The organism is Ensifer sp. ENS07 (assembly GCF_014852185.1).
Lineage (GTDB): Bacteria > Pseudomonadota > Alphaproteobacteria > Rhizobiales > Rhizobiaceae > Ensifer > Ensifer adhaerens.
The window spans coordinates 348924-371444 of the sequence record NZ_JACVBE010000004.1; the positions used below are offsets into that span (position 1 = coordinate 348924).

Consider the following 22521-nt stretch of genomic DNA (forward strand, 5'->3'; position numbering starts at 1 on the left):
AAGGAGCCTGAACCGCTTGAACGGACACGAATTGATCTCTTCATCCACGCGCCAGTCGAAAACAACTGCGACAGACGCCAATCACTTCGTGCTGACCTTCGAGAACAATCGGTTCGCCAGCGAGCTCTTCGGCCAGTTCGATCAGAACTTGAAGCTTCTCGAAGAGCGCCTGCGCATCGACGCTCGGCCGCGCGGCAATTCCGTCGCGATCTCGGGTGACGTCGTCGCCACCAACCAGGCCCGCCGTGCTCTCGATTATCTCTACGGGCGGTTGCAGGGCGGCGCGTCGATCGATACGTCTGATGTCGAGGGTGCGATCCGTATGGCGGTTGCCGCCGACGATCAGCTACAATTGCCGACCATGGAGCGTAAAGCCAAATTGACAATGGCGCAGATTTCAACGCGCAAGAAGACGATCGCCGCGCGCACGCCAACGCAGGATGCCTATATCCGAGCGCTCGAGCGGTCCGAGCTCGTCTTCGGCGTAGGCCCCGCGGGTACCGGCAAGACCTATCTTGCCGTCGCCCACGCCGCACAGCTGCTTGAGCGCGGCGCCGTCGATCGTATCGTGCTCTCTCGCCCTGCCGTCGAGGCGGGCGAGCGCCTGGGCTTCCTGCCGGGCGACATGAAGGAGAAGGTCGATCCCTATCTTCGGCCGCTCTACGACGCGCTCTATGACATGATGCCGGGCGACAAGGTCGAACGCGCGATCACCGCCGGGGTCATTGAAATCGCGCCGCTCGCCTTCATGCGCGGCCGTACGCTCGCCAATGCTGCCGTCATCCTCGACGAGGCACAGAACACCACATCGATGCAGATGAAGATGTTCCTGACCCGTCTTGGCGAAAACGGCCGGATGATCGTCACCGGCGATCCGAGCCAGGTGGACCTGCCGCGCGGCGTTAAATCGGGCCTGGTCGAGGCCCTGCAGATCCTGAGAGGGGTCGAGGGCGTCTCGGTCGTCCGCTTCAAGGATGTCGATGTCGTTCGCCATCCGATGGTGGCGCGCATCGTCAAGGCCTACGAATCCCATACGGCCGTGCACGACGAAAGCGAGCAGGGCGACCGCTGACAGGCGGTCGCTGCGATCATGACGGCTTTGGATATCCAGATCAGCGTGGAAGAGGGCAACTGGCCGGACGAAGAGGCGTTGCTTGCCTTCTCGTCGCCCGTGCTCGAAGCGGCGGCAGCCTTTCTCGCAAGCGAAGAAAAGCAGCCGTTGCCGAAGATGCCGCCGGAGCTCTCGCTCGTCTTCACCGACGATGCCTCCATGCGCGCGATAAACGCCGAGTGGCGCAACCAGGACAAGCCGACCAACGTTCTGTCCTTCCCGGCCTTTCCCGTGACGCCCGGATCGATGCCCGGACCGATGCTCGGCGACATCATCGTTGCCCGCGAAACCCTTGAGCGCGAGGCGGTGGAGCTCGAGAAGTCCTTCGATCAGCATCTGACGCATCTTCTCGTGCATGGATTCCTGCATCTTTTCGGCTATGATCATATGGAAGATGATGAAGCCGAAAGAATGGAAAGCCTGGAGACTCGCATTTTGGCGCGTCTTGGCTTATCTGACCCCTACGGGGATCGTACCCCGGATTAACAGTTTGGACCGATGAGCGATTATAAAACACAGCCTGTCGCGCTGGCGACCGAGGAGGCAGATGCCTCCGGAGAGGCGGAGGCGGGCAGTAGTAGCACCGCCACTCGACACGAGGGCACGAAATCCACTTCCACCTTCTGGAGCCGGGCCGCGCGCCTTTTGCGCGGCGCAAGTCCATCGAGCCTGCGCGAGGATCTTGCTGACGCGCTGCAGACCGATGCCGACAGCAACACGGTCTTTTCGCCCGGCGAACGGGCGATGCTCAACAACATCCTGCGTTTCCGCGAGGTCCGGGTCGAGGACGTCATGGTCCCGCGCGCCGACATCGAGGCGGTCGACCAGAGCATCACCATCGGCGAGCTGATGGTGATCTTCGAGGAATCCGGCCGCTCGCGCATGCCGGTCTATAGCGACGGGCTCGATGACCCTCGCGGCATGGTCCACATTCGCGACCTGCTGTCCTACGTCACCAAACAGGCCCGCAATCGCCGGCGTAACGGCAAGGCCCAGGCGTCGACGACGGCTGCGTCCGAAAAGACGCCGCGCTCGCCCAAGGCAAGTTTCGACCTTTCACGTGTCGATCTCGGCAAGTCGTTGGAAGAGGCGGGCATCGTCCGCCAGCTTCTCTTCGTGCCGCCCTCTATGCTGGCCTCCGACTTGATGCAGCGCATGCAGGCGGCCCGTATCCAGATGGCGCTTGTCATCGACGAATATGGCGGAACCGATGGCCTCGTCTCGCTCGAAGACATCGTCGAGATGGTCGTCGGCGACATCGAGGATGAGCACGACGATGACGAAGTCATGTTCGCGCGCACTTCGGACGATGTCTTTATCGCCGACGCTCGTGTCGAGCTGGAAGAGATCGCCGCGGCGATCGGTCCCGACTTCGACGTGCGCGAACAGCTCGAAGACGTCGACACCCTCGGCGGCCTGATCTTCGCTTCACTGGGCCGCATTCCCGTACGCGGCGAGGTCGTTCAGGCGATCCCGGGCTTCGAGTTCCAGATCCTCGACGCCGACCCGCGCCGCGTGAAGCGCGTCCGCATCATGCGCAAGCGCCCGCCCGCCCGCCGCCGCGTCCTGCGACCGGAAGGCGAGACGATTGCGGAGGCCGGTGCGCTCAATCGCGCCAACGGTGCAGCCGCCCCCGAGGCAGCGGCCGACGAACAGTAATTGTCCGGTTCCCGCGCGTTTCTGCGCGCGGGAAGTCCCCCCCCCCCTTTGACGTCTCCCGAGGCTGTGTCGTAAACACCGACCAAGGGCCGGAACCGTCGTCTCGCCCCCTAATCCAGCCCCGAAAGGGGACAAGCAGCCGGTTTTTTGGAAGACTGGCCCCGATTGATTCGGGTGTTGTTTCGCTCCTTCGCCGTGGCAGGCTGCGGGATCGACTGGAGGCTGTATGGCAAGATTGGCTGGCAGGGTGATGCTACTTTCCGGGTTCCCCCGGGCTTTGCTTGCTTTCTTCGCGGGGCTGCTCGCGGTTCTGGCCCAGCCGCCCTTCGGCATCTTCGCCGTTGCTTTCGTCGCTTTCCCGATTCTCGTCTGGCTGCTCGACGGTGCGACCGGAAGTCCGGACGGTGGCTTCATCCGCCGGCTCTGGCCGGCTGCGGTTGTCGGCTGGTGGTTCGGCTTCGGTTACTTCCTCGGTGGTCTCTGGTGGCTCGGCAATGCGCTGCTCGTCGAGGCCGACGAGTTCGCCTGGGCGCTGCCGCTCGCCGTCGTGGGCCTGCCGGCCTTTCTCGCGCTGTTCTATGCGCTGGCGACGCTGATCGCCCGCCTTTTCTGGTCCGACGGCGTCGGGCGCATCGCCGCACTCGCCCTGGGCTTCGGGCTTGCCGAATGGCTGCGCAGCTTCCTCTTTACCGGCTTTCCCTGGAATGCGATCGGCTATGCGGCCATGCCGATGCCGCTGATGATGCAGTCGGCAAGCGTCATCAATCTCGCGACCGTCAACATGCTCGCCGTCTTCGTCTTTGCCGCTCCCGCCCTGATCGCGACGGGCCGCGGGAGCCGGATCGGGCTCACGATCGCCGTCGTGCTTTTTGCCGGCCATGTGGGCTTCGGCTTCTATCGCCTGGCGCAGCCGGCGCCGGCCTCGCCCGAGCCGCCGCTGACCGTGCGCCTCGTCCAGCCGGTGATCGACCAGGCAAAGAAGCTCGATGACGGCGAGCGTGCCGCGGTGTTCGAGGAGCATCTGGCTTTGACTGCCGTGGCTCCGGAGAAAGACGGCAAGCGGCCGGATATCGTCGTCTGGCCCGAGACGTCGATCCCTTTCATCCTCACCGACAATCCGGACGCACTGGCGCGTATCGCCGAGGTGCTTGATGACGACCAGATCCTGATTGCCGGCGCGGTGCGCGTAGAGGATGCCGGCGCCGGTCTGCCGCCCCGCTACTACAACTCGATCTACATGATCGACGGTCGGGGCCAGATCATCGGCGCTGCCGACAAGGTGCATCTGGTGCCTTTCGGCGAATATCTTCCCTTCGAGGATCTGTTGTCTTCCTGGGGCCTGAGTTCGGTCGCCGCGTCGATGCCCGGTGGCTTCACAGCGGCCAAGAACCGTTCGTTGCTGACGCTGCCCAGCGGCCGCACGCTCTATCCGCTCGTTTGCTACGAGGCGATCTTCCCGGACGAGATCGATGGGGCCGCGCGCCGGGCCGATGTGCTTCTCAATGTTACCAACGACGCCTGGTTCGGAGATACGCCAGGCCCGCGCCAGCATTTCCATCAGGCACAATTAAGGGCCGTTGAAACCGGCACCCCCCTTGTCCGAGCGGCAAACAGCGGTATATCAGCAATTGTTGATGCACGTGGGGTTTTAATGGTAGGATTATCCTACAATTATAGGGGAGTGGTCGACACACTTCTGCCGGGAAGGATGCCTACCCCGTTGGACGACGCTATGCGAAGCCGCGTTTTCTGGCTGGGTGCGATCTTCCTCCTTCTGGTTGCAGTGTTTTCGCGTGTTGGTTTTAATATTAGGAAGAATTGACCTAAAACCCCTAAAATTGCATAGTGGTCCGCACCATCGTCCTTGTTGTGCTGGCTCTGTCCTTATCACCCTGGCGGTCGCTTCGGTGAGCGTAGGTCTCATGCTGGGCGATGGATAAACGAAACAGCGTGTTTGGGAACGCAGATATGATCGAAAACAAGAAGAAGCCGAACCCGATCGACATTCATGTCGGAAGTCGGATTCGTCTTCGCCGTACGATGCTTGGCATGAGCCAAGAGAAGCTCGGCGAAAGTCTGGGGATCACTTTCCAGCAGATCCAGAAGTACGAGAAGGGCACGAACCGCGTCGGCGCCAGCCGGTTGCAGAACATTTCAGGCATCCTGAACGTTCCGGTTTCCTTCTTCTTCGAAGATGCCCCGGGCGATAACGCTGCCGGTCAGTCCGGCATGGCAGAAGCTTCCAGCTCGAACTACGTCGTCGATTTCCTGTCGTCCTCCGAGGGGCTGCAGCTCAACCGCGCTTTCGTCAAGATCACCGACCCGAAGGTTCGCCGTCGGCTCGTCGATCTCGTCAAGGCACTCGCTGCGGAAGCAGAAAGCGAATAGTTCCAACGTTCCCCGTCGGGACTTGAAAAACAAAGCGGCCATTTGTGCCGCTTTTTTCTTGCGCACCTTTCCCTCCGGTGCACCAAAGTGATTGGCCGCAATGGCGATATAAAGATATATTTATGTCGTTGTGTGCTTGTTTTTCGGTCGCAAAACCACTAACACCGTGCCAGCGCTTTTTCTTCATTGAGGGGACTTCCCGCATGCGTGCAAACTACCTGTTCACGAGTGAATCCGTAGCCGAAGGTCATCCGGACAAGGTGTGTGACCGTATCTCCGACGAGATCGTGGACCTGGTCTACCGCGAAGCGGCCAAGACCGGTGTCGATCCCTGGGGCGTGCGTATCGCCTGCGAGACGCTGGCGACCACCAACCGTGTCGTGATTGCCGGCGAAGTGCGCCTGCCGCCGAGCCTTCTCAAGAAGGACAAGGACGGCAACGACGTCATCAACCCCTCGAAGTTCAAGTCCGCCGCCCGCAAGGCGATCCGCGAGATCGGCTATGAGCAGGACGGCTTCCACTGGAAGACCGCGAAGATCGACGTGCTCCTGCACTTCCAGTCCGCTCACATCGCTCAGGGCGTCGACAGCGCTGCCGACAAGCAGGGCGAAGAAGGTGCCGGCGACCAGGGCATCATGTTCGGCTACGCCTGCCGCGAGACCGCCGAGCTGATGCCGGCGCCGATCTACTATTCGCACCGCATCCTCAACCTGCTCGCCGCTGCCCGCAAGAAGGGCGAGGGCGAAGTCGCCAAGCTCGGCCCTGACGCCAAGAGCCAGGTCACCGTACGCTACGTCGACGGCAAGCCGGCGGAAGTCACCTCGATCGTTCTGTCGACGCAGCACCTCGATGACACCTGGGATTCGGTCAAGGTTCGCTCGGTTGTCGAGCCCTATATCCGCGAAGCCCTCGACGATCTGAAGATCGCCGACGACTGCACCTGGTACATCAACCCGACCGGCAAGTTCGTCATCGGCGGCCCGGATGGCGATGCTGGCCTCACCGGCCGCAAGATCATCGTCGACACCTATGGCGGTGCCGCACCGCACGGCGGCGGCGCCTTCTCGGGCAAGGACACGACCAAGGTCGACCGTTCGGCCGCCTATGCTGCCCGTTACCTGGCAAAGAACGTCGTTGCCGCCGGCCTGTCCGACCGTTGCACGATCCAGCTGTCCTACGCCATCGGCGTCGCCCAGCCGCTGTCGATCTATGTCGACCTGCACGGCACCGGCAAGGTTTCGGAAGACCAGGTCGAGGATGCGATCCGCAAGACGATGGACCTGTCGCCGACCGGCATCCGCCGTCATCTCGACCTCAACAAGCCGATCTATGCCAAGACGTCTGCCTATGGCCACTTCGGCCGCAAGGCTGGCCGCGACGGTTCCTTCTCCTGGGAGAAGCTCGACCTCGTGAAGCCGCTGAAGGCTGCGATCGAGCAGAGCGGCGCCGTCAACGGCCGCGCTGCCGCCTAACAGGCGATGGGGCGCGGCGTGACGCCGCGCATTGAAGATAGCGCAACGTCCTGCTATCAGGCGTTTGCGAAAATCAAGGCGGGCGCTCCGACAAGGAGCGCCCGCTTCGTTCATTTTGATTTTGGGTTGGCCTGATCCAGATCGGTATGACCAAGGGAAAGACGACATGACCGAACCGCGCCGCGCCAGAGCAACCGAGGCCTTTTTCGGCCGCCGCAAGGGCAAGCCGTTGCGCGAGCGGCAGGCGGCGCATCTGGAAACCGTGTTGCCGACCCTGAAGCTCGACCTTTCGAGCCCGCCTCCGGCGGACCTGAAGACCCTCTATCCGCAGGGCGTGGACCGCATGCGCCTCGAAATCGGTTTCGGCGGCGGCGAGCACCTGATCCACCGTGCGGCCGAAGCGCCGTCGACCGGCTTCATCGGCGTCGAACCCTTCGTCAATTCTATGGCCAAGCTCGTCGGTCATATCGAGGAGCGCGGCGTCAGCAACGTCAGGCTCTATGACGACGATGCCACCCAGGTCCTCGATTGGCTGCCGGCCGCGTCGATCGACCAGATCGACCTGCTCTATCCGGACCCGTGGCCGAAGCGCAAACACTGGAAGCGCCGTTTCGTCTCCAAGGTCAATCTCGATCGCTTCGCCCGCGTGCTGAAGCCCGGCGGCGTGTTCTGCTTCGCCTCGGATATCGATACCTATGTCAACTGGACGCTGTTGCACTGCCGCGATCACGCAGCCTTCGAGTGGACGGCAGAGACGGCTTCCGATTGGCTGACGCCCTATGAGGGATGGCCGAGCACGCGCTACGAGGCCAAGGCACGCAGGGAAGGGCGAAGCTCCGCCTATCTCACCTTCCGGCGCGTCTAAAGCAATTCCAGGAAAAGTGCGAAGCGGTTTTCCGTCCGGAATTGCGGACTGGAAGATCAATTCCAGGAAAAGTGCGAAGCGGTTTTCTGTCCGGAATTGCGGACTGGAAGAATTCCAGGAAAAGTGCGAAGCGGTTTTCCGTCCGGAATTGCGGACTAGCAGATCAGTTCCAGGAAAAGTGCGAAGCGGTTTTCCGTCCGGAATTGCGGACTGGAAGATCAATTCCAGGAAAAGTGCGGAGCGGTTTTCCGCTCGCGCTTGCGTCGCTCTCGAGAGCGACGGCTTCCATTCAAGCGTCCGATTGCCGTCTCCACCGACGGCAGCCTGTCAGTGCAGGGTGACCGTCTTCAGATCGTCCTCGGCCGCCTTGAAGAAGGTGCTGGAACGGTTGTCTGTCAGAAGGATCGGCGTACCGTCGGCACCGAAGAGCGCCCAGAGATCGATACCCGGTCCCATCTCCGGCGCTTCCGGGAAGCAGCGCGAGACTTCTTCCGAGCGCATTTTCCGGATGTAGCCGATTTCGCCTTCGCCGAGATGTGCGAGGTCGTTCTTCGACAGCGACGAGCTGATGTCTTTCAGTCCCATGGTGACACTCCGTGGTCGCCGGTGAGGGGAGAATCCCGCCGGTTATCCTACTCTGGGACTGAAATGTTAATTTTCTTTACCATACGAACCGGTTCGGGACGAACGAGGTCGACGGAGAGCAGGCCGTTGCGCAGTTCCGCGCCCAGAACCTTCATGCCGTCGGCGAGCACGAAAGTGCGTTGAAACTGGCGTGCCGCAATGCCGCGGTGCAGGTAATCGCGGTCGCCGTTGTCGATCTGCCGGCCGCGGATGACGAGCTGGTTCTCTTCGGTGGTGACTTCGAGGTCTTCTTCGGAAAAGCCTGCCACGGCGAGCGTGATGCGCAACCGTTCCGGTTCGTCGGTCGAGGCATCGCCGCGAACGCGTTCTATGTTGTAGGGCGGGTATCCGTCGTTGCCCTTGGCGATCCGCTCAAGGGTCTTTTCCATCGTATCGAAACCCAGCAGAAGCGGGCTCGTAAAAGGGGTAATACGGCTCATTCTTCAAGTCCTTGCGAGATCAAGCGACCGTTGTTCGGACCTGCCTTGCAGCATCCTTTCCGCAATATGGTAGCTGTGCGCAATGAGTGCAAGCCGCTTGCCTCCGGCGTGCACGCAAATCATAGTCCGCTCTCGCAGAATCCGGGAATGGGACAAAGGAACGCCAGGGCGTTTACTCCCGTCCGGCCCAATGCAACGTATCGATCGCGCCGAACAACGTGGTCCAGGGAGGACGAGAAAGTGCCCGTGCCGAGAAAGATAATCATAGACACCGACCCCGGGCAGGACGATGCCGCCGCCATCATGCTCGCCTTCGGCAGTCCGGAAGAGATCGACCTGCTCGGCATCACCGCGGTCGCCGGCAACGTGCCGCTGGCACTGACGGCCCGCAATGCGCGCATCCTGTGCGAGCTCTGCGACCGGCCGAAGGTTCGGGTGTTCTCGGGCGCCGACAAGCCGATTGCTCGCCCGCTGGTGACCGCCGAGCACGTGCACGGCAAGACCGGCCTCGACGGCCCAGAGCTTACCGAGCCGACAATGAAGCTCGAGGAGCAGCATGCGGTCGACTTCATCGTCGAGACGTTGCGAAAGGAGCCAGAGGGCACCGTGACGCTCTGCACGCTCGGCCCGCTCACCAACATCGCGCTGGCCCTGCAGAAGGCGCCTGACATTGCGCAGCGGGTCAAGGAACTGGTGATGATGGGTGGCGGCTTCTTCGAAGGCGGCAACATCACGCCCGCCGCCGAATTCAACGTCTACGTCGATCCCGAGGCAGCCGACATCGTCTTCCGTTCGGGCATTCCGATCGTGATGATGCCGCTCGATGTCACCCACCGGGTGCTGACCCACAAGGCGCGCGTCCAGAAGATCCGCGACATCGGCAGCCGCCCGGCGATCGCCATGGCCGAGATGCTCGAATTCTTCGAGCGCTTCGATATCGAGAAGTACGGCACCGATGGCGGCCCGCTGCACGATCCGACGGTCATTGCCTATCTGTTGCGCCCCGAGCTTTTCACCGGCCGCGATTGCAACGTCGAGATCGAGACCAAGTCGGAGCTGACGGCCGGCATGACCGTCGTCGACTGGTGGCAGGTCACCGGCCGGCCGCACAACGCCAAGGTCATGCGCTTCGTCGACGACCAGGGCTTCTTCGACCTTTTGACCGAGCGGCTGGCTCGCATCTGAGCCTCGGCTCAATCATCGTAGTCCAAACAAAAACGGCGCCCCGAGAGGCGCCGTTTTCTTTTGTCGTTCCGTTGATCAGAACTCTTCCCAGTTGTCCTGGGCAAGCGCGTTGGCGCCGGAGGTCTGGGTCAGCACCCGCTGCGTCGAAGCCGAGTAATTGCTTCGCGATGGGTTCGCCGCCGGAGCGGGCCGCGCCTCGCGGGCGGGGGCCGGGACCGGAGCGGGGCGTTCGGCCGCGCGCATGCGCTCGGCCGTGCCACGCAGCATAGCCGCCGAGGACGGTTGGGCCGATGCGGTCGCCTGCGCGACCCGGAAGCGGGCCACGAGCGTGTTGAGCGTTCGGGCTTCTTCGTTGAGCGCCATGCCGGCCGCGGTCGTTTCCTCGACCATCGCGGCGTTCTGCTGGGTTACCTGGTCCATCTGGTTGACGGCAGAGTTGATCTCCTTCAGGCCGACGGCCTGTTCCGAAGCGGAGCTGGAGATCTGGCGGATGAGGCCGTTGATCTGCACGACCTGCTCGGCGATCTTTTCGAGCGCGCCACCGGCCTTGCCGACGAGATCAACACCTTCGCGCACCTGGCCGGCCGAGGTGTTGATCAATGTCTTGATCTCCTTGGCGGCATTGGCAGAGCGCTGGGCGAGTTCGCGCACTTCCTGGGCGACGACGGCAAAACCCTTGCCGGCCTCACCTGCACGCGCTGCTTCGACACCGGCGTTCAGCGCCAGAAGGTTGGTCTGGAAGGCGATTTCGTCGATGACGCCGATGATGCGGCTGACTTCGTGCGAGGACTGCTCGATGCCCTTCATCGCGGCAATCGCCTTCTGCACCACTTCGCCCGACTGTCCGGCATCGCTGCTGGCCACATCCACCGATTTGGCGGCGACCTTGGCGTTTTCGGCGCTGGCGTTGACCTGCGAGGTCAGCTCGTCAAGAGCCGCTGCTGTCTCTTCCAGGCTTGCAGCCTGCTGTTCGGTCCGGTGCGACAGGTCGTTGGCGGCGCTGCTGATTTCGCTGGTACCGTTGCCGATGTTGACGACCGAATGGTTGACGGTGCGGATCGTCTCTTCGAGGCTTTCCATCGCCGCGTTGAAGTCACGCTTGAGCTGCGCGTATTCGCCCGGGAAATCGTCGGTGATGCGGAATGCGAGATCGCCGGACGACAGATGCGAGAGACCCTTGCCGAGGCGGGCGACGATGTCGCGCTGAAGCGCGCTCGATTCTGCACGCTCGGTTTCCGAGCGGCCGCGTTCGCGCTCGGCCTGTTCGCGCTCATGGCGGGCTTCGCCTTCGAGGCGCTTGGTGTCGGCAAGCTGATGGCGGAAGCCTTCGAGCGCCTTGGCGACTTCACCGGTTTCGTCGGAACGATCCTGGCCGGCGATCGCCTTGGTGTAGTCACCGTGGCTGAGGTCGTTCACGTCCTTGACGAGGCTTGCCAGCGGCTTCTGCACGAAACCACGAACCGCGAGATAGAGACCGAGCAACACAGCGCCGAGCACGACGAGGCCGCCGACGATCATCATGTAGGTCTGATCCTTGACCGGCGCATTGATCGCGGTACGCGGCACGTCGACGAGCACGACCCAGCTGGTGTTCACGCCCGAGAGAGTGAACGGATAGACGAGACGGTCGAAGGGCTCGTTGCCGTCATAGGAGAGGTTGGAGATGATGCCCGGCTTGCCGGAGGCGAGCGCGTTCTTGACGACCTCGTTGCCTTCGCCGTCATACTCCTTGAGCAGAAGGTCCGGGATCGGCGCGACCAGCCATTTGCCGGTCTGCGACAGCAGGTAGACGCGGCCGGTGTCGAAGGGCTTCAGCTTCGAGAGGCCATCGCCGAGCGAGGCGAGCGAAATGTCGACGCCGGTGACGCCGAGAAGCTTGCCGCCGGACATGACCGGGTAGGCGATCGAACTCATCGCGGTCGGAACGTCGGTGTCCTGCGCGGTGTAGGGCTGGGTGATTGCACCCTTGCCGCTTTTTGCAGCGAGTTTGTACCACTCGGCCGCATAGTCAGCGCCGAAAGTGGAGTACTGGATTTCGTTGGTGCGGCTCTTCGACCAGTAGGGCGTGAAGATGCCCTTGTCGTTACCGCCCAGTTCCTTGTTGTTGACGAGGTCTTCCTGGCGACCATCGAAAGCCTTGGGTTCTTCCGCGAACCAGCTGCCGAAGGCGAACGGGTTCTGCTCGAGGTTTGCCCTGAGGATGTTGATCACCCCGGTGCGCTCCAGCGACTTTTCGGCGTGTGCGCGGCCGAGGATGCCCGCCATCGAGCGGGCAGCACTTGCAAGCTCGCCGATGTCGCCGGCAATGTCGGAGGCTATCGCGCGGGCTTCGCCGCCAGCCTGTTCGAGGACCAGCGTTTCGACGCGGTCCTGGGTCTGGGATATGAGAACGAAATTCGAGGCAAGCAGGACAAGTGCGATCGTGCCGCCTGTCACCGCGATCAGTTTGGTCGCCAGCGATTTGGCTTGGAACTTGAACATGAAATCCTCACGTGCTGGGAGGTTCGCAGGTTTTCACCTGCGGTGGACGCATTTCGCAATGGGGGTGAACTCCATCATGGAGCGTCAGATGCCGACCGGCATGTTGGAGACGACCAGGCGCTTCGGCCGGTTTTCTCACGGTCCTGAATAGACTGGAGATTCTTAAGATAGGGCCAACACGGACGCTGTTTTACGCATCGCTTGCATAAAATTGCACGCAAAGTTTTATGTCCGCGACATCGGCTGTCCGGATTGCGCAAGCGGCCGTCGGGAGGGTGAAATCTATGCGGGCCAGGGCCTGGGAAAAATGAGACGGGCGACTTCGCCCGTCTCAAGTGCGTGCTTTTTCGCGCAGGATTTAGAGACGCGAGGCCACGTCCGCAGCAAGCGGGATCGAGGGCTGGGCGCCGCTCTTCAGGCAGGCGAGAGAGCCGGCGACTGCTGCGCGGCGCAGAGCGTCGGGGAAGGCGATGCCGGCATCGAGGCTGGCTGCGAGATATCCGCAGAAGGTGTCGCCGGCGCCGACGGTATCGACCGGCTCGATCTTCAGGCCCTTGGCGCGCTGGATCTCGCCTTCATGTACGGCCACCACGCCTTCGGCGCCAAGCGTGACGATGACCGTCTGGCCGGTCTCCGCGTGCAGCGCCTTCATCGCTTCTTCGCGCTCAGTACTCCCGATACCGCTCTTGCCGGCCAGCAGTTCGAATTCGGTTTCGTTGGCAATGACGATATCGGCGAGGCGGCCGAGGCGGGCTGCCTCCGGTGTCAGCGGCGCGATGTTGATGACCGAACGCACGCCCTTCTGTTTGGCGGCGGTGAGCGCCTTCTCGACCGAGGCGGCCGGAATTTCGAGCTGCAGCATCAAGGTATCGCTGGGCTTCATGCCGTCGACGGCCTTCACCGCATCGGCTTCATCGACCGTCGCATTGGCGCTGGCGACGACGACGATGACATTTTCGCCGTCGCCGCCGACGAGGATATGGGCGGTGCCGGTCGGCTCGCTGACCGTCTTGGTCAACGACAGGTCGGTGCCCGCACCCTTCAACAGCTCGAGCGCGCCGTCAGCAAAGCTGTCCTTTCCTACTGCGCCTGCCATCTGCACCGTCGCGCCGGCACGCCGTGCGGCCAGCGCCTGGTTTGCGCCCTTGCCGCCGGCGGCGGTTGAGAAGCTGGTGCCGGCGACGGTTTCGCCGGGCTTCGGAAGGCGTGCGGTGGTGGCGATCAGATCCATGTTGATGGACCCAAAAACAGTAATCATGTGAAACTATCCTGTCGGCTTTGCGAATTGGGCCGGAGAGTGCCCGACAGCCTCAGTCCTCGTCAACCACCCGCAGGCGCAATTGCCCGACCCGATTGTCGACCGCGGCACGTGGTTCGTCCGCGTCCCGTGTGCCGCCTTCCGCTTGCAGCTCTAGGGCCTCGATCTTGGCCCCGCGGCGGGTGAGCTTGCTGGAGGAAACGAGGATGTCCTCGACATCCTTCTGGCTCATGGCGAAATGGCCCTGCAGCTTGCGCACGCGCTCGTCGAGACGGCCGAGATCCTCCATCAGCCGCGCGACTTCGCCCTGGATCAGGTGCGCCTGCTCGCGCATGCGCGCATCCTTGAGGATTGCCTGGATCACCTGGATCGACAACAGCAGCAGGGAGGGCGAGACGATGACGATCCGCTGGCGATGCGCCTTCTGCACGATCGCTTCGAAATGCTCGTGGATCTCCGCAAAGATCGATTCCGAGGGTACGAAGAGGAAGGCGGTGTCCTGCGTCTCGCCCGGGATCAGATACTTGCCGGCGATGTCGCGCACGTGCGTTTCCATGTCGCGGCGAAAGAGTTGGGCGATCTGCAGGCGCCGCTCCGGGGTCGGAGCATCCCGCATCGCGTTCCAGGCTTCGAGCGGAAATTTGGCGTCGATGACCAGCGGCGGCTGGCCGTTCGGCATGCGGATGGTGCAGTCGGGCCGCGCCCCGTTCGACAGCGTCGCCTGGAATTCGAAGGCACCCATCGGCAGCCCGTCGGCGATAATCGCTTCCATGCGCGACTGGCCGAAGGCGCCGCGCGTCTGCTTGTTCGATAGAATCGCCTGAAGTCCGGCCATGTCTTTGGCGAGCGACTGGATGTTGTTCTGGGCCGTGTCGATGACCGCGAGGCGCTCCTGCAGCCGGCGTAGGTTCTCGTGTGTCGCCTTGGTCTGCTCGCTGATCGAGGCGCCGATGCGATGGGTCATGCCGTCGATGCGCTGGCTGAGTGTCTGGTTGAGCTCCGCCTGCCGGGCGCCGAACACCTCGGCCATGGCCGCGACCCGCCCTTGCATCTCCGTCTGTGCTGCCAGCAGCATTGCCATCTGTTCCTGCCGCTCGTCGTCGCGGGGATTGCGCCGGCGCGAGAGCGCCATCAGGCCGGCAACAGCCAGCACAAGGCCGGCGGCAATCGCCAGATGGCCCAGGGTAATCGGCAGGGTGCCGATGAAAAACAACGGCTGGGCGAAGGGAAGGGGCGCGGGTTCCATGCGCCAAACCTAACAGATTCTCTCGCGAAGTGTAGATCAAAACGAGAACATGTGTGCGCGGCGGTTAACGCCCGACGAGGGACGAGCGGGTGCCGCAGGTGGCAAGGCAATTTCCTTGCGCGTCGATGGAAAGATCGGCTATGGGAGCATCATGACCATCAAGCCGCTTATCATCCTTCCCGATCCTGTGCTTCGCCAGGTTTCAACGCCGATCGAAACCGTCGACGCGGACGTCCGCCGTCTGGCCGATGACATGCTCGAAACCATGTACGATGCCCCCGGCATCGGCCTTGCCGCGATCCAGATCGGTGTCGCCAGGCGCATGCTGGTGCTCGACGTTTCGAAAGAGGGCGACGAGAAGACGCCGCTTGTCTTCATCAACCCCGAGATCGTCGCTTCGTCCGACACCTATTCGGTTTACGAGGAAGGCTGCCTGTCGATCCCGGACTACTACGCCGAGGTCGAGCGCCCCGCCGTCATCACCGTCAAGCACCTCGACCGCGACGGCAAGGAACAGACGATCGAGGCCGAAGGCCTGCTCGCCACCTGCCTGCAGCACGAGATCGACCACCTGAACGGCGTGTTGTTCATCGACCACATCTCCAAGCTCAAGCGCGACATGGTGATCCGCAAGTTCACCAAGGCTGCCAAGACGCGCGGCGCAAAGGCGATCTGAGCCTTCAATCGCGGAAGATCACGCGAAATTTTGAAGGCGGGAACCCATTGAACATTCCAGGAAGAGCGTGAAACGGCTTTCCTGGAATTGTCCTGTTTTTAGAGAATGAGATCATTTCGCCGTTTCCCCGCATGAAGTGATCTGAAAGGACGGAGTTACCGCCTTGTCGCTTCGCATCATCTTCATGGGCACACCGGAATTTTCGGTGCCGACACTGGCGGCACTTGCCGAGGCCGGTCATCAGATCGTCGCCGTCTACACCCAGCCACCGCGGCCGGGTGGCCGCCGCGGGCTCGATCTGCAGAAATCGCCGGTGCACCAGGCGGCCGAGCTTCTGGGCATTCCGGTGCTGACGCCAGTCAACTTCAAGGACGAGGCGGACCGCCAGACCTTCCGTGATTTCGACGCCGACGTCGCCGTCGTCGTCGCCTATGGCCTGCTTCTGCCTGAGGCCATCCTCACCGGCACCAAGCTCGGCTGCTACAACGGCCACGCCTCGCTGCTGCCGCGCTGGCGCGGTGCAGCGCCCATCCAGCGCGCGATCATGGCCGGCGACCACGAGACCGGCATGATGGTGATGAAGATGGAAAAGGGGCTCGATACCGGCCCGGTCGCCCTCACCAAGACGGTTCAGATCGGCGAGACGATGACCGGGGGTGAATTGCACGATCGCCTGATGCAGGTCGGCGCCAGTCTGATGCGGGAAGCGATGGCGAAGCTCGAGGCCGGCGATCTGCCGCTGACGGTCCAGGCCGAGGACGGCGTCGTCTACGCCCAGAAGATCAGCAAAACGGAAACCCGCATCGATTTCACCCGTCCCGCCCGCGAGGTGCACGACCATATCCGTGGCCTGTCGCCATTCCCGGGCGCCTGGTTCGAACTTGAGATCGCTGGCAAGCCGGAACGCATCAAGGTTCTGAACTCGGAGCCTGCTTCCGGCGAGGCCGAGGCCGGCACGGTGCTCGACGACAACCTGGCGATTGCCTGCGCCGAGGGCGCCGTTCGGCTCACCCGCCTGCAGCGCGCCGGCGGCAAGGCGTTGGGTGTGGCCGATTTCCTGCGCGGAACGCCGGTTGCGCCCGGCACGAGGGTCGGCTGATGCCGCGGTTCAAGCTGACCGTCGAATATGACGGCTCGGACTATGTCGGCTGGCAGCGGCAGGACAACGGAGAGTCCGTCCAAGGGGCGATCGAAAAGGCGATCCTGTCGCTGACCGGAGAGACCGTGTCGATCCGCGGCGCCGGCCGCACCGATTCCGGTGTGCACGCCAGTGGCCAGGTCATGCATGCGGATCTCACGCGTCCGTGGAAGCCCTACACGCTGCGCAACGCGCTAAATGCCCATCTGGGGCTTGCGGGCGAGCGGGTGGCGATCCTCGGGGCCGAGGAAGTGTCCGAGGAATTCGACGCGCGCTTCTCGGCGCTGCGCCGCCACTATCTCTACCGCATTATCTCGCGGCCCGCGCCGCTGGCGCTTGAAGCCCGGCGCGCCTGGTGGGTGCCGAAGCCGCTCGACCATGAAGCCATGCATGCAGGCGCCCAGCGCCTCGTCGGCCATCATGACTTCACCACCTTCCGCTCCGCCCATTGCCAGGCGGCGAGCCCGGTGCGCACGCTCGATCGGCTGGACGTCGCGCTTGTCGCCGGCGTTATAGAGATCCGCGCAACGGCGCAGAGCTTCCTGCACAACCAGATCCGCTCCTTCGCCGGCTCGCTGAAGCTGGCGGGCGAAGGCAAGTGGACGCCGGATGATCTGCAGGCAGCGCTTGAGGCCCGCAACCGCAAGGCCTGCGGCCCCGTGGCGCCGCCCGATGGGCTTTATTTCCTTCAGGTGGACTACTGATCCCGAAGTCCTAGCTTGTCGGGATCAGACCGAAGAAGCGCTGCAAGAGATCGCCGATCATCATCGACGGCAACAGGAACAGCGCCGTCAGCGCCGAGGCAAGCAGCGTCTGGTTGCCGGTCACCATGCGCAAGAGCCGGAAGAGCACCGCAACGCTGATGACGAGCAGCGTCAACCAGATGAAGCTCGTCAGCCCCTGGCTCCCGGGAATGACGACACGGATCGCCGCCGGCACTGCCATGGCGTAGGAGAGCGGAACCGAGAGCCAGTTTGTGGTAACGACGATCGGTACCACCGCTCCGGCAAATCCGAGTGGGCGCGAGAGAACGGCGATCAGCACCAGCGGCAAGAGCCAGCTGACGAGATCGACGACGAGCAGCTTGAAGATGAAGCCGATGCCGATCGTGGTGCCATCAGGCATGACCGAGAGGTAGTAGAGCCGCCAGGACGCCCAGGTGACGGCGATCGCCGGCAGGCACCAGAGCATGGACGTGAACGAGCGCCAGAGGCCACTCTCGCTGAAATCGAGCCAGCGGAAGCCTTCTTCGTTACCCTGCGCCAGGAGCCAGAGCCCCCGGATATAGGCAAGCACCTCATCAAGCAGCGGCATGGCCGAACCAGCGGGCGATGAAGGTTTCATAGATATTGGTCAGGGTCTCGAGGTCGGCGACGGCGACCCGTTCGTCGACCATGTGCATCGTCTGGCCGACGAGGCCGAACTCGACCACCGGGCAATAGTCCTTGATGAAGCGCGCATCCGAGGTTCCGCCGGTCGTCGACAGCTTCGGCTGGCGCCCCGTGACGGCTTCGACCGCGCCGGAGAGCGAATCGATCAGCGCGTTGTTGCGTGTGAGAAACACGTGGCTCGGGCGCTCGGCCCAGACGATTTCGTAGCGAACGGGGGCGCGGTCCGGACGCAGGCTACCGCTTGCCGCGGCACGGTCGAGCCGGGCGATGATCTCGGCCATCAGGCTATCCGCCGTCCATGTGTCGTTGAAGCGGATGTTGAAGGCGGCCGTCGCCTTGGCCGGAATGACGTTGACGGCACTGTTGCCGACATCGATCGTCGTCACTTCGAGATTGGACGGCTGGAAGCTCTCGGTGCCGTTGTCGAAGGGCGGGTCCATCAGCGCCTGCGTCAGTTGCAGGATGCCGCGCACAGGGCTGTCGGCAAGGTGCGGATAGGCCGCGTGCCCCTGCACGCCATGAACGGTGATGCGGCCGGACAGCGAGCCGCGCCGGCCGATCTTGATCATGTCGCCAAGGCTCTCCGGGTTGGTCGGTTCGCCGACCAGGCACGCATCCCAGCGCTCGCCCTTGTCGGCCGCCCATTGCAAGAGCTTGGTGGTGCCGTTGATCGCCGGTCCCTCTTCGTCGCCGGTGATGAGGAAGGAGACCGAGCCCTTCGGAGCGCCATGCTTTTCGACATGGCGGGCGATTGCCGCGACGAAGCAGGAGATGCCGCCCTTCATGTCGACGGCGCCGCGGCCATACATCTCGCCGCCGGAAATGTCGGCCGAAAACGGACCGTGGCTCCAGGCGGCCTCGTCGCCGACGGGAACGACGTCCGTATGCCCGGCAAACATCAGATGCGGGCCTTCGGTTCCAAGCCGCGCATAAAGATTCTCGATGTCGGGCGTGCCAGCCTCCTTGGCCATCACGCGGTCGACCGCGAAGCCGAGCGGCTTCAGCATGGCTTCAAGGGCTGCAAGCGCGCCGCCTTCGGCCGGGGTGACTGAGGGGCAACGAATGAGGGTGGCGAGATTGGCGATCGGATCGGTGGAGGTCATCTAACGTTATGCCGTCTGCATGGCCACGAAGGGCCTTGGGAATGGAGGCTGCTGGTTTATCCGATCGCCAGCGAACTGTCACGCAGGATGGGGCACGCGAGACGGGAACTGTGACGTCGAACGCAGAACGGCGCCGCGCCTGGGCGGAGGCGCAGCGCCGCAGCTTCAACGGGCCGGAAGGATCCGGCCCGCCTGAAGATCGCGAAGGGAATGGAGAAGGGCTTATTCTCCGGGTGCGAGATGCGGCGCCTCGATATGGGCTCCCGCGTGCTTCAGAGGCCGCTCGCCAGCGAGCTTGCGGATCAGCACGTAGAACACCGGCGTCATGAAGATGCCGAAGGCGGTGACGCCGATCATGCCGGCAAAGACCGCGATACCCATGGCCGAGCGCATTTCCGCACCGGCGCCGGTCGACATGACAAGCGGCACCACGCCCATGATGAAGGCCATCGAGGTCATCAGGATCGGGCGCAGACGCAGCCGGCTCGCTTCGATCGCCGCCTTGACCGGCGTGCTGCCCGACAGTTCCAGTTCGCGGGCGAACTCGACGATGAGGATGGCATTCTTCGCCGATAGCCCGACCAAGACGATCAGACCGATCTGGGTGAAGACGTTGTTGTCGCCTCCGGTCAGCCAGACACCGACGAGTGCCGCCATGATGCCCATCGGCACGATCAGGATGATGGCGATCGGCAGCGTCAGGCTCTCATACTGGGCCGCAAGCACGAGGTAGACGAGCAACAGCGCCAGCGGGAAGACCAGGATGCCGGAGTTGCCAGCCAGGATCTGCTGGTAGGTCAGGTCCGTCCATTCGTAGCCGATGCCCGGAGGCAGGGTTTCAGCGGCGATGCGTTCGATGGCTTCCTGCGCCTGGCCGGACGAGAAACCCGGTGCCGGGCCGCCGTTGATGTCGGCCGACAGGAAGCCGTTGTAGCGGATCGCCCGTTCGGCGCCGACCGTCTGCTCGACCTTGAGAAGCGCTGACAGCGGGATCATCTCGCCGGATTGCGAACGCACCTTCAGCTTGCCGATGTCGTCGGCATGGCTGCGGTAGTTCGCATCCGCCTGGACGCGCACGCTGTATGTGCGGCCGAAGGCGTTGAAGTCGTTGACGTAGAGCGAGCCGAGGTAGATCTGCAGCGTCTCGAAGACGTCGGTGACGGCCACGCCGAGCTGGCGTGCCTTCACGCGGTCAAGGTCGGCATAGAGCTGCGGCACGTTGATCTGGTAGCTCGAATAGAGACCGGCCAGCTCCGGTGCCTGGTAGGCCTTGGCGAGGAAGGCCTTGGTCGCCTCGTCGAGCGCCTGGTAACCGAGGCCGTTCTTGTCCTCGAGCTGCAGCTTGAAGCCGCCGGTCGTTCCGAGACCCTGGACGGGCGGCGGCGGGAACATGGCGATGAAAGCATCCTGGATGACGCCGAATTCCTGGTTGAGCTGCATGGCGATCGCGCCGCCGGACAGTTCAGGCGTCTTGCGTTCCTCGAAGGGCTTGAGCGCGACGAAGACGATGCCGGAGTTCGACGAGTTGGTGAAGCCGTTGATCGACAGGCCCGGGAAGGCGATGGCGTTTTCGACGCCCGGGTGCTTGAGCGCAATTTCGCTCATCCGCTTGATCACGTCTTCCGAGCGGTCGAGCGTGGCTGCGTCCGGAAGCTGGGCAAAGCCGATCAGGTACTGCTTGTCCTGCGCCGGTACGAAGCCGCCGGGGACCGCGCGAAACAGCGTGAAGGTGACGCCGAGAAGCACGACATAGACCACCATGATCAGCGACTTGCGTGTCAGGATGCGACCCACACCGCGGCCATAGGCTTCCGAGCTTGCCCCGAAGAAGCGGTTGAAGCCGCGGAAGAACCAGCCGAAAAGCCTGTCCATCACCCGCGTCAGCCAGTCCTTCGGCGCGTGGTGGTCCTTCAAGAGAAGGGCAGCCAGCGCCGGGGAGAGCGTCAGCGAGTTGAGCGCCGAGATCACGGTCGAGATGGCGATCGTCAGCGCGAACTGGCGATAGAACTGGCCGGTGAGGCCGGTGATGAAGGCGAGCGGCACGAACACCGCGACGAGCACCAGCGCGATCGCGATGATCGGACCCGAGACTTCCTGCATGGCGCGGTAGGTCGCCTGGACCGGCGACAGTCCCTGCTCGATGTTGCGTTCGACGTTTTCCACCACGACGATCGCGTCGTCGACGACGATGCCGATCGCAAGCACGAGGCCGAAGAGGCTGAGCGCGTTGATCGAGAAGCCGAAGACATACATGACGGCGAAGGTGCCGACGATCGAGACCGGAACGGCGACGAGCGGGATGATCGAGGCGCGCCAGGTCTGCAGGAAGATGATGACGACGAGCACGACCAGCGCGATCGCCTCGAGCAGCGTGTCGACCACGGATTCGATCGAGGCGCGCACGAACTGTGTCGTGTCGTAGACGATGCCGTAGTCGACGCCTTCAGGCATGGTGAGCTTCATCTCGGCCATGGCCTTGCGGACGTCGTCCGAAATCTGGATCGCGTTCGATCCAGGTGCCTGGAAGACCGCCATGCCGACGGCCGGCTTGTTGTCTAGCAACGAGCGCAACGAGTACTCGGACGCGCCCATTTCGACGCGGGCGACATCGCCCAACCGAGTCACTTCGCCCTGGGCGCCGGATTTGACGACGATGTTCTCGAAATCCTCAGGCGTCTGCAGACGGCCCTGCGCGTTGACGGAAAGCTGCAGGTCGAGACCCGGGACGGAAGGCGAGGCGCCGATGACGCCGGCCGCCGCCTGGACGTTCTGGCCGCGCACCGCGTTGGCGATGTCGCCTGCGGCAAGGCCGCGCTCGGCTGCCTTCTGCGGGTCGATCCAGATGCGCATCGAATAGTCGCCGCCGCCGAAGATCTGCACCTGGCCGACACCTTCGATGCGGGCCAGCCGGTCCTTGACGTTGAGCACACCGTAGTTGCGCAGATAGTTGATGTCGTACTGGCCGTTGGGCGAAAGCAGGTGCACGACCATGGTAAGGTCGGGCGAGCTCTTGACGGTGGTGACGCCGAGGCGGCGCACCTCCTCGGGCAGCCGCGGCTCGGCCTGCGAGACGCGGTTTTGGACGAGCTGTTGCGCCTGGTCCGGATCGGTGCCGAGCGCGAAGGTGACGGTCAGCGTCATGAGGCCATCGGCGGTCGCCTGGCTCTGCATGTAGAGCATGTCTTCGACGCCGTTGATCTGTTCTTCAAGCGGTGTCGCCACCGTTTCGGCGATGACGGCCGGGTTTGCGCCCGGATATTGCGCGCGCACGACGATCTGCGGCGGGACGACTTCGGGATATTCGGAGATCGGCAGACCGGTCATGCCGATCAGGCCGGCCACGAAGATCAGGACCGATAATACGCCCGCGAAGACCGGGCGGTCGACGAAGAAGCGTGAGAAGTTCATGGTATCCCCCTTGGGATGCGTTCGGGCAGACCTCCGGCGGGCGCGGCGAAAAAACGCGCCGCGCGGCCATGTCTGC

The 22521-nt window shown here is 63.3% G+C and carries 19 protein-coding genes; 11 read left to right on the forward strand and 8 right to left on the reverse strand.

The genetic code is table 11. From position 1 onward, the window contains the following. The first annotated feature begins 16 nt into the window (after positions 1–16). From IB277_RS16655 to IB277_RS16685, 7 genes are all read left to right on the forward strand, one after another. Entirely contained in the window at positions 17–1072 is a 1056-nt protein-coding gene (locus tag IB277_RS16655) for a PhoH family protein (protein WP_034797402.1), read from the forward strand. Positions 1073–1090: 18 nt separating this feature from the next. Next, positions 1091–1597: an rRNA maturation RNase YbeY gene (ybeY, locus tag IB277_RS16660; protein ID WP_060519781.1), complete on the forward strand. Its 507-nt coding sequence runs from the start codon at positions 1091–1093 to the stop codon at positions 1595–1597. A 12-nt stretch (positions 1598–1609) separates the two neighbouring features. Then, on the forward strand, positions 1610–2770 hold the full coding sequence (locus IB277_RS16665) for a hemolysin family protein (protein ID WP_090295101.1): 1161 nt from the start codon (positions 1610–1612) through the stop codon (positions 2768–2770). A gap of 226 nt (positions 2771–2996) precedes the next feature. Next, a complete protein-coding gene (gene lnt, locus IB277_RS16670) occupies positions 2997–4592 on the forward strand; it encodes an apolipoprotein N-acyltransferase (protein ID WP_192371321.1) in 1596 nt (531 codons plus the stop codon). A gap of 146 nt (positions 4593–4738) precedes the next feature. Continuing rightward, complete coding sequence (locus tag IB277_RS16675; RefSeq protein WP_034797393.1) at positions 4739–5158, forward strand: helix-turn-helix domain-containing protein; 420 nt, start codon at positions 4739–4741, stop codon at positions 5156–5158. A 203-nt stretch (positions 5159–5361) separates the two neighbouring features. Further along, a complete protein-coding gene (metK, locus tag IB277_RS16680; protein WP_034797391.1) occupies positions 5362–6630 on the forward strand; it encodes a methionine adenosyltransferase in 1269 nt (422 codons plus the stop codon). A gap of 166 nt (positions 6631–6796) precedes the next feature. Continuing rightward, positions 6797–7495, forward strand: coding sequence for a tRNA (guanosine(46)-N(7))-methyltransferase TrmB (locus IB277_RS16685; RefSeq protein WP_034797389.1), 699 nt, complete (start codon positions 6797–6799; stop codon positions 7493–7495). A gap of 327 nt (positions 7496–7822) precedes the next feature. Here IB277_RS16685 and IB277_RS16690 read toward each other — a convergent pair whose 3' ends face one another. Together IB277_RS16690 and IB277_RS16695 are read right to left on the reverse strand one after the other, a co-directional pair. After that, positions 7823–8080, reverse strand: coding sequence for a DUF1150 family protein (locus tag IB277_RS16690; protein ID WP_034797387.1), 258 nt, complete (start codon positions 8078–8080; stop codon positions 7823–7825). A gap of 47 nt (positions 8081–8127) precedes the next feature. After that, on the reverse strand, positions 8128–8559 hold the full coding sequence (locus IB277_RS16695; RefSeq protein ID WP_034797386.1) for an Hsp20 family protein: 432 nt from the start codon (positions 8557–8559) through the stop codon (positions 8128–8130). Between the two features lie 240 nt (positions 8560–8799). On the opposite strand from IB277_RS16695, the gene IB277_RS16700 reads away from it, so the two are divergent. Then, entirely contained in the window at positions 8800–9744 is a 945-nt protein-coding gene (locus IB277_RS16700; protein WP_060519791.1) for a nucleoside hydrolase, read from the forward strand. Positions 9745–9819: 75 nt separating this feature from the next. Here IB277_RS16700 and IB277_RS16705 read toward each other — a convergent pair whose 3' ends face one another. The 3 genes from IB277_RS16705 to IB277_RS16715 form a co-directional block, all read right to left on the reverse strand. Then, positions 9820–12225, reverse strand: a complete 2406-nt coding sequence (locus tag IB277_RS16705; protein WP_110818539.1) for a methyl-accepting chemotaxis protein — start codon at positions 12223–12225, stop codon at positions 9820–9822. 358 nt (positions 12226–12583) lie between these two features. After that, positions 12584–13483 carry a ribokinase gene (locus IB277_RS16710; RefSeq protein ID WP_090295098.1) on the reverse strand — a complete coding sequence of 300 codons (900 nt, stop codon included), beginning with the start codon at positions 13481–13483 and terminating at the stop codon, positions 12584–12586. A gap of 52 nt (positions 13484–13535) precedes the next feature. Then, positions 13536–14729 (reverse strand): DNA recombination protein RmuC, encoded by a 1194-nt coding sequence (locus IB277_RS16715; RefSeq protein WP_090295096.1) that lies wholly within the window; start codon positions 14727–14729, stop codon positions 13536–13538. A gap of 151 nt (positions 14730–14880) precedes the next feature. Between IB277_RS16715 and def the strand changes: the two genes are divergently transcribed. The 3 genes from def (at position 14881) to truA (ending at position 17247) form a co-directional block, all read left to right on the forward strand. Then, positions 14881–15405: a peptide deformylase gene (def, locus tag IB277_RS16720; protein WP_034797616.1), complete on the forward strand. Its 525-nt coding sequence runs from the start codon at positions 14881–14883 to the stop codon at positions 15403–15405. Between the two features lie 163 nt (positions 15406–15568). Beyond that, positions 15569–16504 carry a methionyl-tRNA formyltransferase gene (gene fmt, locus IB277_RS16725; RefSeq protein WP_090295095.1) on the forward strand — a complete coding sequence of 312 codons (936 nt, stop codon included), beginning with the start codon at positions 15569–15571 and terminating at the stop codon, positions 16502–16504. Then, positions 16504–17247 (forward strand): tRNA pseudouridine(38-40) synthase TruA, encoded by a 744-nt coding sequence (gene truA / locus IB277_RS16730; protein ID WP_090295093.1) that lies wholly within the window; start codon positions 16504–16506, stop codon positions 17245–17247. Before fmt ends, truA begins: the two co-directional genes overlap by 1 nt. 10 nt (positions 17248–17257) lie before the next feature. Here the strand turns inward: truA and IB277_RS16735 are convergent, their stop codons facing one another. The 3 genes from IB277_RS16735 to IB277_RS16745 all read right to left on the reverse strand — a co-directional run bounded on the left by IB277_RS16735 (position 17258) and on the right by IB277_RS16745 (position 22445). Further along, the gene (locus IB277_RS16735) at positions 17258–17857 is read right to left on the reverse strand and encodes a hypothetical protein (RefSeq protein ID WP_090295091.1); all 600 of its coding nucleotides are present in this window, start codon (positions 17855–17857) and stop codon (positions 17258–17260) included. Beyond that, positions 17844–19037 carry a succinyl-diaminopimelate desuccinylase gene (gene dapE / locus IB277_RS16740; protein ID WP_090295090.1) on the reverse strand — a complete coding sequence of 398 codons (1194 nt, stop codon included), beginning with the start codon at positions 19035–19037 and terminating at the stop codon, positions 17844–17846. Before dapE ends, IB277_RS16735 begins: the two co-directional genes overlap by 14 nt. A gap of 222 nt (positions 19038–19259) precedes the next feature. Then, the gene (locus tag IB277_RS16745; protein WP_060519801.1) at positions 19260–22445 is read right to left on the reverse strand and encodes an efflux RND transporter permease subunit; all 3186 of its coding nucleotides are present in this window, start codon (positions 22443–22445) and stop codon (positions 19260–19262) included. Positions 22446–22521 lie beyond the last annotated feature (76 nt).